Source organism: Nocardia aurea (assembly GCF_003123685.1).
GTDB lineage: Bacteria > Actinomycetota > Actinomycetes > Mycobacteriales > Mycobacteriaceae > Nocardia > Nocardia aurea.
Genome location: NZ_QCYJ01000116.1, coordinates 67,551 through 82,236, shown reverse-complemented (window position 1 = coordinate 82,236; position 14,686 = coordinate 67,551). Strand labels below are relative to the sequence as shown.

14 protein-coding genes and 1 tRNA gene are annotated in these 14,686 nt (G+C 68.2%); 9 read left to right on the top strand and 6 right to left on the bottom strand.

All coding sequences use genetic code 11. The annotated features are described in order from the left end of the window. Positions 1–138: 138 nt before the first annotated feature. Together DAT37_RS27830 and DAT37_RS27825 are read right to left on the bottom strand one after the other, a co-directional pair. Positions 139–786, bottom strand: coding sequence for a TetR/AcrR family transcriptional regulator (locus DAT37_RS27830; protein ID WP_109527842.1), 648 nt, complete (start codon positions 784–786; stop codon positions 139–141). 169 nt (positions 787–955) lie between these two features. Next, a complete protein-coding gene (locus tag DAT37_RS27825) occupies positions 956–1,582 on the bottom strand; it encodes a TetR/AcrR family transcriptional regulator (protein ID WP_109527953.1) in 627 nt (208 codons plus the stop codon). Positions 1,583–2,029: 447 nt separating this feature from the next. On the opposite strand from DAT37_RS27825, the gene DAT37_RS27820 reads away from it, so the two are divergent. The 6 genes from DAT37_RS27820 to DAT37_RS27795 all read left to right on the top strand — a co-directional run bounded on the left by DAT37_RS27820 (position 2,030) and on the right by DAT37_RS27795 (position 6,199). After that, a tRNA-Gln gene (locus DAT37_RS27820) sits at positions 2,030–2,100 on the top strand. Positions 2,101–2,243: 143 nt separating this feature from the next. Next, on the top strand, positions 2,244–3,734 hold the full coding sequence (gene glmU, locus DAT37_RS27815) for a bifunctional UDP-N-acetylglucosamine diphosphorylase/glucosamine-1-phosphate N-acetyltransferase GlmU (protein WP_109527841.1): 1,491 nt from the start codon (positions 2,244–2,246) through the stop codon (positions 3,732–3,734). After that, the gene (locus DAT37_RS27810; protein ID WP_109527840.1) at positions 3,734–4,714 is read left to right on the top strand and encodes a ribose-phosphate diphosphokinase; all 981 of its coding nucleotides are present in this window, start codon (positions 3,734–3,736) and stop codon (positions 4,712–4,714) included. Before glmU ends, DAT37_RS27810 begins: the two co-directional genes overlap by 1 nt. 119 nt (positions 4,715–4,833) lie before the next feature. After that, entirely contained in the window at positions 4,834–5,523 is a 690-nt protein-coding gene (locus DAT37_RS27805; protein ID WP_109527839.1) for a DUF4190 domain-containing protein, read from the top strand. Between the two features lie 68 nt (positions 5,524–5,591). Then, positions 5,592–5,852, top strand: coding sequence for a hypothetical protein (locus tag DAT37_RS27800; RefSeq protein ID WP_109527838.1), 261 nt, complete (start codon positions 5,592–5,594; stop codon positions 5,850–5,852). A 41-nt stretch (positions 5,853–5,893) separates the two neighbouring features. Further along, positions 5,894–6,199: a hypothetical protein gene (locus DAT37_RS27795; RefSeq protein WP_198654466.1), complete on the top strand. Its 306-nt coding sequence runs from the start codon at positions 5,894–5,896 to the stop codon at positions 6,197–6,199. Positions 6,200–6,286: 87 nt separating this feature from the next. On the opposite strand, the gene DAT37_RS27790 is transcribed toward DAT37_RS27795, so the two are convergent. Further along, positions 6,287–7,930 (bottom strand): fatty acyl-AMP ligase, encoded by a 1,644-nt coding sequence (locus tag DAT37_RS27790; protein ID WP_109527837.1) that lies wholly within the window; start codon positions 7,928–7,930, stop codon positions 6,287–6,289. Positions 7,931–8,142: 212 nt separating this feature from the next. Continuing rightward, complete coding sequence (locus tag DAT37_RS27785) at positions 8,143–8,820, bottom strand: lysophospholipid acyltransferase family protein (protein WP_109527836.1); 678 nt, start codon at positions 8,818–8,820, stop codon at positions 8,143–8,145. 105 nt (positions 8,821–8,925) lie between these two features. Between DAT37_RS27785 and DAT37_RS27780 the strand changes: the two genes are divergently transcribed. Further along, positions 8,926–9,489, top strand: a complete 564-nt coding sequence (locus DAT37_RS27780; protein WP_109527835.1) for a TetR/AcrR family transcriptional regulator — start codon at positions 8,926–8,928, stop codon at positions 9,487–9,489. Between the two features lie 44 nt (positions 9,490–9,533). Here the strand turns inward: DAT37_RS27780 and DAT37_RS27775 are convergent, their stop codons facing one another. Further along, entirely contained in the window at positions 9,534–10,451 is a 918-nt protein-coding gene (locus DAT37_RS27775) for a ribonuclease Z (RefSeq protein ID WP_109527834.1), read from the bottom strand. A 5-nt stretch (positions 10,452–10,456) separates the two neighbouring features. Further along, the gene (locus tag DAT37_RS27770) at positions 10,457–11,635 is read right to left on the bottom strand and encodes an aminotransferase class V-fold PLP-dependent enzyme (RefSeq protein WP_109527833.1); all 1,179 of its coding nucleotides are present in this window, start codon (positions 11,633–11,635) and stop codon (positions 10,457–10,459) included. 288 nt (positions 11,636–11,923) lie between these two features. On the opposite strand from DAT37_RS27770, the gene egtA reads away from it, so the two are divergent. Together egtA and egtB are read left to right on the top strand one after the other, a co-directional pair. Continuing rightward, on the top strand, positions 11,924–13,249 hold the full coding sequence (gene egtA, locus DAT37_RS27765; protein ID WP_109527951.1) for an ergothioneine biosynthesis glutamate--cysteine ligase EgtA: 1,326 nt from the start codon (positions 11,924–11,926) through the stop codon (positions 13,247–13,249). A 145-nt stretch (positions 13,250–13,394) separates the two neighbouring features. Next, positions 13,395–14,678, top strand: coding sequence for an ergothioneine biosynthesis protein EgtB (gene egtB, locus DAT37_RS27760; protein ID WP_408637448.1), 1,284 nt, complete (start codon positions 13,395–13,397; stop codon positions 14,676–14,678). Positions 14,679–14,686 lie beyond the last annotated feature (8 nt).

Sequence of the window (14,686 nt, the reverse complement as noted above, 5' to 3'; positions counted from 1 at the left end):
CGGCGCGAGCCTGACGAGCGCCCGTTCGCGGCCGTCTCGCGTCCGAGCGGTCGAGACAATGCGCCGAAGGCGCGAGTATCGACCGCTCGGACGCGAGACAAGAAGGGCCGCGAACCCGCGGCCCCCGGGCCGCCACAATCAGGGCACGTACCGCCGCAGCCTTCGTGCCGCGAATTCCCGGAAGTACGACAACTTCTCGCCCGGCACGATCGACGGCAGCAGGAAGTACCACGCGCGTTCCATGCGGGTGGCCATCTGGTCGATGGAGTCCGTGCCGACGGCGACGATGTGCACGCCCGCGGTGATTTCCTGGAGTAGCAGCCCGACCACGTCCGAGTCGAGGTCGGCTTCCAGATCGCCTTGTGCGATGGCACGTTCGGCGAGTACGCGGTAGGTGTCGCCCCAGGTTTTGGCGATGTTGTCGCCCTGGGCGCCGCGGTAGTCGCCGATCTGGTGCGTGAGTTTGAGCATCGCGCCGACCATGGGGTCGTTCATGGATAGGTCGGCCACCACGTAGGTGATGCCGATGCATGCTTCCAGCGCGGGCACTCTGGGATCGAAGAATCCCTGGCACGAACCGACCAGGCGCTCGTTGCCCTGGTCGACCACGGCGCGTGCGAGTTCTTCCTTCGAACCGAAGTGAAAGTACAAGGCGCCCTTGGTCACGTTCGATTGCGCGATGATCTCGCTGAGGCTCGCATTCGCATAGCCCAAGCGCAGAAAGACATCGGCAGCGCCCGCAAGGACGGAGTCGCGGGTGATTTCCGCGCGCGCTTGCCTAGCCATCAGATCCGCCTGTCATTCTTGAACCCAGCCATCCTGAAGTAGACCGACATCTCGAAGTAGACCGATACACCGCCCGAACAGCACCCAGAGGATGCGTGAACCGTACCACCAGGTGTACGCCCGTTAACCAATTCGAGCATTCAGCCGGGCCTCCATCGCAATTCGCTGGTTACCTCTCGGGTCGGTCGGTGGCCGTCGTCGGCCACTCCGAGTCCAATTGCGGATCGGCCTCCAGGTGGCGCAGTCCGTTCCAGCAGAGGTTCACCAAATGGGCTGCCACAACCTCTTTGGGCGGTGTGCGGACATCCAGCCACCAGGTCGCGGCGGTGGACACCATACCGACGAGTCCCTGCGCGTAGAGCGTGGCCAGGCTGGTGTCGAGTTCGCGGCGCTCGAAATCGCCTGCGAGGATGTGCGCCACCTGGTTGACGGCCTCGTTGAGCAGGCTGGAGTACCGACCGTCGTCGGTGGCGACCGGCTGGTCGCGCACCAGGATTCGGAATCCGTCGGTGCGTTCCTCGATGTAGGTGAGCAGCGCGAGCGCCACCTGTTCGAGCCGCACGCGTGAGCGGTTCTGGGTGAGCGAGGAGGTGATCATGTCCAGCAGCATCGACATCTCGCGGTCGACGACCACCGCGTACAGGCCTTCCTTACCCCCGAAGTGTTCGTACACTACGGGTTTGGAGACCTGGGCGCGTTGCGCGATCTCCTCGATCGAGGTCGCCTCGTAACCGCGTTCGGCGAACAGGGCGCGGCCTATCTCGATCAGTTGCTGGCGGCGCTGGGTTCCGGTCATCCGAGGACGCGCGGGCGAACCGCTCCTGCGGAGTTTGTCGCCGGTGGCCGGATCGACGGGTTCGCGCCCGGCCGATCGCCCCGCGTCCGGCCTGCTCCTCGAGGTTCCCTGCGGATTACCCATGGCGGTGGAGTGTCGGTCGTTGCGTGGGGAAGTGGGTCGTACGCATTGTCTGGCCTCCCTGCACGGACATTTACCGTTCCGCGACAACTGTTCCAGACAGCGGTGTTCGCCGGTGCGCCGACCCGCGGACTGCCGGGGCGCGATCGTCGTTCGGCCGCCCGGAGGACACGGCTTCGGCCGCCCGGCGGGTACCCCGCGTACGACGCGCGCGGGGAAAAATCCGCGGGCAGGCGGGCTAGCTCGACTTGACGCGGGGTCTCATGCGAGGATTCATGCCGTGCCGCGGGGCACAGCGGCGGGTTTCCCGATCCGCCGGTGTGACGATCCGCCGTAGTGTAATGGCAGCACCTCTGATTTTGGTTCAGATAGTTCAGGTTCGAGTCCTGGCGGCGGAGCACACCGGCACGATGGCCTATCGTTGGCCGCGCACATCGGGGATCACACTATGCGGACCCACGAACACGCGGACCCACAAGCACACAGCGCTGACCGAGAACGAAGCCGCCGAAGCACGATGACAGGCAGCCGAGGGAGATCCATGCCACAGCAGACCGCCGTCGTCGTTCTCGCAGCCGGAGCCGGAACGCGAATGCGGTCGAAGACCCCCAAAGTGCTGCATTCGCTAGCCGGTCGGAGCATGCTCGCGCACGCGCTGCATGCGGCGAACGAGATCGACCCCGCCTACCTCATCACCGTGATCGGCCACGACAGGGAACAGGTCGGGGCGGCGGCGAACGCCGTGGCCGCCGATCTCGGCCGCGAGATCAGCCTGGCCATCCAGGAGGAACAGCTCGGCACCGGCCACGCGGTCCGGTGCGCGCTGAACGCGCTGCCCGCCGATTTCACCGGCGATCTGCTCGTCACCTCCGCCGACGTGCCGTTGCTCGACGGCCATACGTTGAGCGCGTTGCTCGACGAACACCGCAGCTACACCGAACGCTCCGCCGTGACGGTGCTGACCTTCGTCCCCGACGATCCGAACGGTTACGGCCGCATCGTGCGCGACGTGGACGGTCAGGTCATCGAGATCGTCGAGCACGCCGACGCGACGCCGGAGCAGAGCGCGCTCACCGAGGTCAACTCCGGTGTGTACGCCTTCGACGCGTCGGTCCTGCGCGCGATGATCGGCAGGCTCTCCACCGCGAACGCCCAGCACGAGCTGTACCTGACCGATGTGCTGCGACTCGCCCACGACGCCGGGCATCCGGTGCACGGCGCGCGCCTGGTCGATTCGGCCAAGGTGACCGGGGTCAACGACCGGGTCCAGCTGTCCCAGGCGACCGGCACGCTCAACCGCTACATCCTCGAACGGCATATGCGCGCGGGCGTCACCGTCATCGATCCGGCCAGTACCTGGGTCGATGTGGGTGTGGAGATCGGCAGGGACGCGGTGCTGCGGCCCGGGGTCCAACTGTTCGGCACCACCGTCATCGGCGAGGACGCCGAGATCGGCCCGGACAGCACCCTCACCGATGTGCTGGTCGGCGACGGCGCGAAGGTGGTGCGCAGTCACGGCGAGGGCGCGTCGATCGGGCCGGGTGCCGCTATCGGCCCCTTCGCCTATCTGCGGCCCGGAACCGTCGTCGGCGAATCGGGCAAGCTCGGCGCTTTCGTCGAGACCAAGAACGCGTCGATCGGCGCGCATTCGAAGGTGCCGCATCTGACCTATGTCGGTGACGCAACCATCGGTGAACACAGCAACATCGGCGCGTCCAGCGTTTTCGTCAACTACGACGGGGTACGCAAACATCACACCGTGGTCGGCTCGCACGTGCGCACCGGAAGCGACACCATGTTCGTCGCCCCGGTGACGGTGGGTGACGGCGCCTATACGGCGGCGGGTACTGTACTGCGCAGAAGCGTTCCCCCCGGAGCTCTCGCGGTATCCGGTGGACCGCAGAAGAATATCGAGGGCTGGGTGCAGCGCCACCGTCCAGGGACGGATGCGGCGCGCGCGGCGGCGGCGGCAGTGTCGGCGGCCGACGAGATGTCGAGTCAGGTTATAGAGCAAAAGGATGGCAAACAGTAGTGACCGCGTCATGGATCGACAACCAGAAGAACCTCATGCTCTTCTCGGGACGCGCTCATCCTGAGCTGGCCGAGCAGGTCGCCAAGGAACTCGATGTCCACGTCACCCCCCAGACCGCGCGTGATTTCGCCAACGGCGAGATCTTCGTCCGGTTCGAGGAGTCCGTTCGCGGCTCGGATGCCTTTGTGTTGCAAAGCTTTCCGGCGCCACTGAACCAGTGGCTGATGGAACAGCTCATCATGATCGATGCGCTCAAGCGCGGTTCGGCCAAGCGGATCACCGCGGTCCTGCCGTTCTACCCCTACGCCCGTCAGGACAAGAAGCACCGCGGCCGTGAGCCGATCTCGGCTCGCCTGGTCGCCGATCTGCTGAAGACCGCGGGCGCGGACCGCATCATCACCGTCGACCTGCACACCGACCAGATCCAGGGTTTCTTCGACGGCCCGGTCGATCACATGCACGCGCAGGTGCAGCTCGCGGAGTACATCCGCAACAACTACACCCTCGATCACATCACCGTGGTCTCACCGGACTCCGGCCGCGTGCGCGTCGCCGAGAAGTGGGCGGATTCACTCGGCGGCTCGCCGCTGGCGTTCATCCACAAGACCCGCGACCCGCTGGTGCCCAACCAGATCAAGGCCAACCGCGTGGTCGGTGACGTCGAGGGCCGCACCTGCATCCTGATCGACGACATGATCGACACCGGCGGCACCATCGCGGGCGCGGTCAACGTGCTCAAGCAGGCGGGCGCGGGCGACGTGGTCATCGCCGCGACGCACGGCGTGCTCAGCCATCCGGCCGCCGAGCGCCTCGCGAACTGCGGGGCCAAAGAGGTCGTCGTCACCAATACGCTGCCGCTCGACGAGGACCAGAAGTTCTCGCAGCTGACGGTGCTCTCGATCGCTCCGCTGCTGGCGCGCACCATCCGCGAGGTCTTCGAGAACGGTTCGGTCACCGGACTGTTCAACGGCAACGCGTAGTACGTTCGTCATGGTTCGGCGGCTCGGACTCCGGTCCGGGCCGCCGACTGCGTTACGTGGGAGCCGTCGACGGCGATAACGCGTGCGACAGACATACGTTCGTAGGAGGGGGAGTCACCGTGACGACACCGCAGGAACCGCAGCGGGGCTGGAGCCTGGAGAAGGCACAGGACAGTGTCGCCGATCCGGCCAGGGCCGCCGAGACCCAGGTCTACCGGCCGGGTACCGGGCCCGCGCCGTTCCCACAGGCCCAGCCGCAGGACGCCGGGCCGCCCGGGTACACACCGGCCGGGGGTTATCCCGCGTATCCGACCGGCGAGGCACCGTCGAGTTACCCGGCCGACCCGGTCGCGCCGAGTCATCCCGCCTACCCGCAGCAATCCATCCCCACCTATCCACAGCAGAACTATCCGCAACAGGGTGGTTATCCCCAGCAACCCGGTTATCCACAGCAGGCCGGGGGCGCCTACGGGCAGCCCGGATATCTGCAGCCCGCGGCGTACGGCTACCCGCCGCAGTACGGCGGCCCCGCCTACCAGCCCTACGGCCCGTACGGCCCGCCCCGATCCGACACCCCGGCGTGGTCGATCGCGAGTTTCGTCTGCCTCGGAATCACAGCGGTCGCGGCCGTGCTGTGTTTCATACCGATCGTCGTCACCGCGCCCGCGGGGATCATCTTCGGGATCGTCGGCCATTCGAAGGGCGAACAACTCGGCAAGTGGGCCGCGATCGCCAACGGCGTCGTCCTCGCCCTCGCGATCGTGCTGGTCGTCGCCGTGGTCGGCATCGCGGGAATCAGCTCCACCTGATCGCGGCTCGCGCGAATTCCCGGGTTCGGATCCGCGTCGTCGCGCCGAATCCGGGAATACTGTCCGGTATGGACCGTGAACCGTTGGATATGGACATGGGAGACGACGAGCAGGCCGACGAGATCCGCGAATACGAGCGGAACGTCGAGAATCCGCCGGACGACCTGCGCATCCGTTATCGGGAGAACGAGGACGACGGCAGGCTCGGTATCGGCGAAGAACTCGAGCAGGAGTGGTCACACGGCGATCGGGCGGCCGAGGAAGCCGAGCAGGACGACCGTCCGGCCGAAGCGGCCGCGATCGAAATCGTCAACGACACCGATCTGTAGGCATCCGTCAGCTAGCGACCCACCCGCTCGAGGAAGGCGCTATGACCACACCGCAGCAACCCGGCGACAACCCCGACCGGGATCCGCCGCGCTATCCCTCGCCGCCCCCCTACGAACCGTTGGCGCCCGCCCCGCGCGAGCAGGGCCCGCCGACCCTGACCATCATCGGCGCCGTGTGCGCGGTGCTCGCGCTGCTGCTGTGCCCGATCCTTTTCGGGCCCGCCGGCATCGTCTTCGGCTACCTGGCGCACAAGAAGGGCGAGAAATTCGGCAAGTGGGTCGCCGTCGCGTCCGCGGTCGCCCTCGTGCTCGGGCTGATCGTGAGTTTGATCGTCTACAACAGATAGGCGGGACGGCCCACGCGGACATTCCGACGCCTCGCGCGCGGATTTCCCGCGTGCGGGCGCGAAAGTGTCCGCGTGGACCGGTGCCGTTCAGCGCAGATGAACCGCACTCGCGGCGCGACGCAGTTTGCCCGACGACGTCTTGGGCAGCGCGCCCGGCCCGAGAACCGCGACGGTGCGCGGACGCACGCCCTCTTCGGAGAACACCGCGTGCACGATCTCGCGTTCGATGCGCTTGACCTCGTCCGGATTCTCGTGATCGTTGGATTCCACAACCACCGCGAAACTTTCGCGTTTGTCCCCGGCGTCGAGCCGCACGGCGACGGCGTTGCCCGGTCGCACGCCGGGTACCCGCATCGCGGCGCGTTCGATATCGGTGGGGTAGATATTGCGGCCCGCCATGATGATGACGTCCTTGATGCGCCCGCACACCACAATCAGGCCCGCTTCGGTGAAATAGCCGATGTCGCCGGTGTCGAGCCAGCCGTCCGCGTCCTGCGCGGCGCGGAACCCCTCCACCGTGACATAGCCGGAAGTGACAGCGGGACCTCGCAATTCGATGACACCGACCGACCGCGTCGGCAGTGGCTGCCGTTCGGCGTCGACGACCCGGCCTTCGAGGTGGTCGACGAGGTAGCCGAGGGTCGGCAGCCTGCGCACCGCGCCGTGGGTGTTGTCGGCGTGCACCGGCACCGCCTTGCCGAGCGCTTCGAGCAGGCCCGCGTCGATGATGTCGAGTACCTGGCCGTGCCCGGGGTCGGGCACCGAGACCGCGAGCGTGGTCTCGGCCATGCCGTAGACCGGGGTCAGCGCCATCGGGTTGAGTCCGAAACGCGCTCCGGCGGCGGCGAGCGCCTCCATGGTGTCGGGATCCACCGGTTCCGCGCCGTTCCACATGTAGCGCACGGAGCTCAGATCGAGTGCGCCGTCGGGAGTCTGGGCGAGCCTGCGGGCGAGCAGCGAGTACGCGAAATTCGGTGCGGCGGTCACTGTTCCGCGATATTTGTCGATCAGCTCGGCCCACAGCAGCGGCCGCTTCAGGAAGTCGAGCGGGGTGATGCACACGACTTCGGCGCCCAGGTGCATCGGCACGCTGAGGAATCCGACCATGCCCATATCGTGGAACAGGGGCAACCAGCTGATCATCACGTCATCGTCGAGCTGGAATTTCACCCGGTCGAACATGGCGTAGGCGTTGACGTAGAAATTCTCGTGGGTGATCCGCACGGCCTTGGGTGAGCCGGTCGACCCCGAGGTCAATTGCTGGAGGGCGATATCGTCCTCGCCGGTCGGGAGCGGATCGATCTCGTCTCCGGTGCGCAATTCGTCGATCAGCACGACGGCGATGCCGCGTTCGCGCAGCAGTGGCGCGGCGATCTCGAACGGTGCGCCGAGGACGACCGCGCGTGCCTCGATCATCGAGAGGACGGTCTCGGTATCCCGAGCCCAGACGCCCAGGTCGGTGCGCGGTGTCGGCTGGTGCAGCATCGTGACGGAGGCGCCGCGCATCCAGACGGCCTGGCACGCGGGGGCGATATCGACCGGCATTCCGGCCAGCACGCCGACGGCGTCACCCGGTCCGATTCCGGCCGCCGCGAGCCCACCCGCCATCCGCCGGGCGATCCCGTGGATCTCGCCCCACGTCGAGCGGGTCGGCGCGTCCGGCTCCCCCGTGATCAGACCGCGGTCGGAGCTACCCGCGGTCGCGTACATCTCCTCGGTGAACCTGCTCACTGTCGGTCTCCTCGGTATGAAACAGGCCGATCGCCCGCCCTGTTCCAACTATCCCGCCGAAGAGTCCGTACGTTAACCCCCTTTCCCATCCCCGACGGTCACAAGCTGAGTTCGACACCCCCGACACGCCGCGAAAATGGACTCGATCCGAGGAAGAGAATCCGTGGACTCGGTGGTCGGAACCTTGCCGTGGCAGCTTTCGCCGGGCCGGGTCAGGCCGAGCGGACCTGTGTCCGATCGTGGGCGAAGGTGGCCGCGTACCGGTCGACGTAGGGGCGGCCCGCCCTGGCCGCGAGGTCACGCATCAGTTCGTCGGTGGCGGCGCGCGGGTGGTGATCGTCGGCGGCTCCGTAGTAGCGGGGCGCGCCGAAGCTGACGCGCACCTTGGCGAAACGCCAGCGGCGGCTGCCGCGCGGATTGACGCGATCGGTACCGGACAGCACGACCGGGATCACGGGCGCGCCGGTGGCGATGGCGACCCGCAGGGTGCCGGTGCGGCCGCGATAGATCCGGCCGTCGGGTGAGCGCGTTCCCTCCGGATGAATGGCCCAGACGCCGCCGGATTCGAGGATGCGGGTGGCGGCGGCCAGAGCGTCGGCGGCCGCGCTACCGCCGGTGCGGTCGACCGGGACCTGCCCCGCCACCGTGTAGAACCACCGGGTGCAGCGCCCCTTCAGGCCGGTGCCGGTGAAGTACTCCATCTTGGCGAGGAAGGTGACGCGGCGCGGCAGTACCAGCGCCAGATACAGCGAGTCGATGAACGCGAGGTGGTTGGCCGCGATGATCACCGGACCGTTGTCCGGGACATGGTGCAGTCCTTCGATGTCCGGCCGCCCGAGCAGCCGCAGCAGCGGACCGAGCAGAACGTGTTTGAAGAGCCGGTACCACATGGACTTCCTTCCGGGACGAGTTCGTAGACACTGTCTACACGATTCGGGTAGACAGTGTCTACCCCCACCGGGCGACGACGGGGCACGCGGGTGCACAATGTCGACATGGTCGAGAGCGAACCGCTGCGGGAGCGATTGGTCGGCGTCGGGGTCGACCTGCTCGAAGAGGTGGGCGCGGAGGGGCTCGGCCTGCGCGCCATCACCCGCGCCGCCGGTGTCTCCCACGGTGCGCCGCGCCGGTATTTCCCCAGCCACAACGCCCTGCTCGCCGCCATCGCCGCCCGCGGTTTCGGCGATCTGCTCCGACGTTTCACCACGGTCGCCGGAACCCCGCGTGATCGGTTGCGCGGCATGGCGTTCGAGTACGTCGAATTCGCGGGCGCCAGGCCCGAGATGTTCACCCTCATGTTCCGCCACGACCTGCTCGAGGGTTCGGGAGAGAATCTGCGCGAGACGACGCTGCCCGCCTACGCCGCCTTCGTCGACCTGGTCCGCGCCGTCCTCGGTCCGGACGCCGCGCCCGAGACGGTCGCCGCCCGCGCCCTCGCGCTGTGGACCAACCTGCACGGCGTGGCCACGCTGCGCGCCAACCGCAGTCTCGCCCTCATCGCCGCCGACACCGACGCCCGCGCCCTGGTCGGTCGGGTGATCGAATTACATCTGCCCTGAATACTTTCGGGGTTCGTGCCCGCACCGCGTCGACGAACACCCGCTCAGAGCCGAGGGGGCAGCGCAATACGCGCCAGATCCTCGGCGACGACGATCTCACCGGAGAATCGACGTTCGGCTTCGGCGCGGTGGCCGTCGAGGGAGCGGTAGCGCTGGGAGAAGTGGGTCAGGACCAGGGTGCGGACGCCCGCTTCGGCGGCCACCCCGGCGGCCTGGGCGGCGGTGAGATGTCCGTGTTCGGCGGCGAGGTCGGCCTCCGATTCCAGGAATGTCGCCTCGATGACGAGAAGGTCCACGCCGGAAGCCAATTCGACGACGCCGTCGCACAATCGGGTGTCCATGACGAAGGCCACGCTCTGACCCGGTCTCGGTTCGCCGACCTCGGCCAGGGTGACGGTGCGTCCCTCGTGTTCCACCGCGCCCAGCCGCCGCAACTCACCCACGACGGGTCCGCTCAGACCCAACTCCCGCAGTCGCCGCTGCGACAGCCGGAATCCGTCCGGTTCGGTGATCCGGTAACCGAACGCCTCCACCGGATGCGACAGCGGAGCCGCGGTGAGGACGAACGGCGCACCCGGCGCTTCCAACGGTCCTCCGCCCACGATCGGATGCGGACGCAGGTCGACGGTCCGGTGATAGGCGGTGGCGTTGCACAGTCGCTGGTAGTACACCTCGCCAGAGGCCGGGTAGTACACATCCACCGGATGCGGCACCCGGTCCAGGTTGATGCGCTGGACGATCCCGGGCAGGCCCAGGCAGTGATCGCCGTGGAAGTGGGTGAGGGCGATCCGGGTGATGTCGGTCGCCGAGACGCCCGCGTAGGTCATCTGCCGCTGGGTGCCCTCACCTGGATCGAACAGCACACCCTCCTCGCCCCAGCGCAGCAGGTAGCCGTTGTGATTGCGCAGTTTGGTCGGCACCTGACTGGCGGTGCCGAGGACGACGAGTTCGCGCTGCGACACGGTCGCTACAGCGCCGAGACGGCCGCGACGAAGCGGTCGAGTTCGTCGAAACCGACGAAGCAGTGCGGCGAGGCACGCACCACCGAGGCAAGGCCGCGTTCGGTCATATCGAGCAGGGTGGAACTCGCGTGGCTGACCGTGACGGTGATGTCCTGTTCGGCGAGGCGGTCGCGCACCGCGAGCGGATCGACGCCGTCGACGGTGAACGAGACGATGCCGCTGTGGCGGATGCCCAGGTCGCGCACGGTCACCCCGGAGATCTGCGGTAACGCCTTGCGCAGATGTTCGGCGCGGGCCGCGATGGCCTCGTAGACCTCGTCGGGTCCGAGTTCGAGCAGATATCGCACCGCGGCGCCGAGGCCGAGGCGGGCCGCGACATCGTGCTCCCAGAATTCGAAGCGCGAGGCATCACCCGCGAGGCGGAAATCGGTCTCGTCGACCCATTCGGCGCTGTGCAGGTCGAGCCGCTGCGGTTCCATGGTCGCCGCCAGCTCGGGGCGCACGTAGAGGAATCCGGTGCCGCGCGGACCGCGCAGCCATTTGCGTCCGGTGACCGACAACGCGTCGACATCGAGTTCCGCGACGTCGACGGGGATCTGCCCGGCCGACTGGCAGGCGTCGAGCAGGACCAGCGCGCCCACCGAATGCGCGATCGCGGTGGCTTCGGCGGCCGGGTTGACCAGTCCGCCGTTGGTCGGCGCGTGCAACACCGAGACCAGTCGGACCCGCTCGTCGACCATCTGCTCCAACGCGTCGAGGTCGAGTTGGCCGCTGCTGTCGCTCGGTACGCGCTCGACGACCGCGCCCACCGCGCGGGCCCGCTGCAACGCGGCGATGGCGTTGCTCGCGTAGTCCGAACCCGAGATCAGGATGCGGTCGCCCGGCGCGAGCGGCACCGAGTAGAAGAAATCCGCCCAGGATCGTGTCGCGCTGTCGCTGAGCGCGATACTGCCCGGCGCGGCGTTGATAAATTCGCCGATCGCGGTCTTCACCGCGGCGAGATCGGGGAGCCGTTCGCTCGCGGCCCGGTAACCGCCGATCGCGGCCTCGCGGCGCAGATGGCCGACGACGGTGTCGACGACGACGCGCGGCGGTAACGACGATCCGGCGCTGTCGAGGAAGACCAACCCCGTGTCCGAGTCGTAACCGGGGGTATCGGCCCGCACGCGCTTCAGGTCAAGCATGTACTCGACCCTATCGGGTGACGATCGACACGGCTTCCGAGTCCGAGCCGTCACATATTCGTCGGTTTCTTCCCCCGGTACTTGTCGGTGTCGCTCGCTACGCTGGATTGATGCGAGGCGGGGAATAAACGCTCGCGACAGTGCGATACGGAACTACGAGATCGAACGCTCCGGGTGAGATCCGGCAGCCGGAACCACGCAGCTCGAACCAGGCAAACTCGAACGCGATACGAACTTACGGCGTCGGACACGATCCGGCCCGTGCAGGAACTCACGGTGGAGGTCGGCATGGCGGTTACTCTCGAGCATCCGGAATCGACCGGCTCCGCCCCCGCGTCGGAGGAACTGTCCTCGCGCGCCGCGGCCGAGGCGTACGTGGGCGGTGTCTGCTTCAAGCTGGGCCCACCCACGCTGATCGGCGCCGAACTCGAATGGCTCACCGCGCAGGGTGAGTGTTCGGCGTCAGGCCCGACGGCCGCCCCACGCCCGCGGTTGGCTGCACTGGCAGCCGCACTCGGACCCTACGCACCGAGGTCCATCGCCCCCGATTCACCGGCGCTTCCGCTGCCGGGGGGCAGCCGGGTCACCATGGAACCCGGCGGTCAGATCGAACTCTCCAGCGCCCCCTTCGCCACCGCCGCCGAATTGTGCGAGCGCCTGAGCGAGGATGCCGGGCTGCTGACCGAACTACTCGGTTCCCGATCGATCCGCGTGATCTCCGCCTCCGCCGACGCCGACCGCCACCCCGAACGCGTGCTGCGACTACCTCGCTACCGTGCGATGGAGCAGTGCTTCGGCGGAATCGGCCCCTTCGGCAAACTCATGATGTGCAATACCGCGGCCACCCAGGTCAGCGTGGACGCGGGCGCCGATGCCGCGCAGGTCGCCGCGCGCTGGACCGCCACCCATGTCATCGGCCCCGCATTGCTCGCCGCCTTCGCCTGCTCCCCCGTCCTGCGTGGCGCTCCGGCGGGCGCGTGGGCCTCCCAGCGCATGCGGACCTGGCTGCGACTGGACAACGCGCGTGCCCGTCCGCCCGCCGAGGACTGGTCCGACCCCATCGCCTCCTACGCCCGCTGGGCGCTGGACGTCCCCCTACTGTGTGTGCGCCGCCCCGACGGCAGTGCCAACGGTTCGGTGGCCAACGGTTCGGGTGACAACTGGTCGGCGCCGCCGTGCGCCACCTTCGCCGACTGGCTCGGCGGCGCGCTCGATGACGAGATCGGCCGAAGACCCGGTCTCGCCGACCTCGACTATCACCTCACCACCCTGTTTCCGCCGGTCCGCGCCTCGGGCCATCTGGAGATCCGCTACATCGACGCCCAGCCCGAGGACGTGTGGGCCGTGCCCGTCCACGCCGTCGACGCGCTGCTGTCCTCCCCCGAGATCGTCGCCGAGGCGACGGCGCTCGCCGCTCCGCTCACCGGCCGCTGGCTCGACGCCGCCCGGCAGGGACTGGCCGACTCGCAGATCCGCGAGATCGCGGCCGACATACTCACCCTCGCCGCCGCGCACGCCGCGACTCCGGCCGCGGCGACTCAACTGGAGACCGCGGCCCGACGCTGCCGCGCGAGCCTGACACCGAGCGGAGAGCGGGCCGGAGCGAGTTCGTGACCGGCCGGATCCGCACCGGCTACCAGCGCGAGCCGCCGCCCGGCCCGCCGTTCCCCCGTTCCGCATCGAACAACCCTCGGAGAGTTCTGCCGTGACCACGCACTTTTCCGCACCCACCGACGACGTCGAGCGATTACGCGACCGGATCGCCTCGGCACTGGCCCGGGCGCGCGCCCGTACCCTCGGCCTCACCGACGCCCTGGACGAGTCCGAACTGGTAGCCCAGCATTCCCGGCTGATGAGTCCGCTGGTGTGGGATCTCGCCCATATCGGCAATCAGGAAGAGCTGTGGCTGGTGCGCGATGTCGGCGGTCGCGAGCCCGTCCGCGCCGATATCGATGAACTCTACGACGCGTTCAAACACGCCAGGGCCAACCGGCCGGGCCTGCCGCTGCTCGATCCGGCGCAGGCACGCGAATACGTCGGCACGGTCCGCGACGAGGTGTGGGATGTGCTCGACCGCAACACCTTGCGCGGCGATCCCCTCGTCCAGGACGGTTTCGCGTTCGGCATGATCGCCCAGCACGAACAGCAGCACGACGAGACGATGCTGGCCACCCACCAACTGCGCGCGGGTGAAGCGGTGCTGTCCGCCCCGCCCGCGCCCACCACCCTCACCCCGGTCGACGGCGAGATCATCGTTCCCGCAGGCGAATTCATGATGGGCACCTCCACCCACCCGTGGGCGCTGGACAACGAGCGCCCGGCCCACCCGGTGCACGTCGACGCCTTCGCCCTCGATGCCGCGCCGATCACCAACGCGCAGTACGCGGCCTTCATCGACGACGGCGGCTACGACCGCGCCGAACTGTGGTCCGATCGGGGATGGGCGCACCGGCGGGAAGCGGGGCTGATCGCACCGCAGTTCTGGGAGCGCGATCCGAGCGGACAGTGGTGGCGGCGGGTCTTCGGCGTGATGACACCGCTGCGCCCGCGTCAGCCCGTGGTGCACGTCTGCTGGTACGAGGCCGAGGCCTACGCGAGGTGGGCGGGTAAGCGACTGCCCACCGAGGCGGAATGGGAGAAGGCCGCGCGTTTCGATCCGGCGACCGGGAGTACCCGCGAATACCCTTGGGGCGACGCCGAACCCGACGCCGACACCGCGAATCTCGGTCAGCGCCACCTCGAACCGGCCGAGGTCGGCGCGTACCCGAAGGGCGCCTCGCCCGCGGGCGCGCACCAGCTCATCGGTGACGTCTGGGAGTGGACCGCGTCGGGTTTCGAGCCCTACCCCGGCTTCCGCGCGTTCCCCTACGCCGAGTACTCCGATGTCTTCTTCGGCGGCGACTACCGGGTGCTGCGCGGCGGTTCCTTCGGCACCGATCCCGTGGCCTGCCGCGGCACCTTCCGCAACTGGGATCATCCGATCCGGCGGCAGATCTTCGCCGGGTTCCGCCTGGCCCGTGATCTGCGTCCCGAGGAACGTTGATGGGCGAC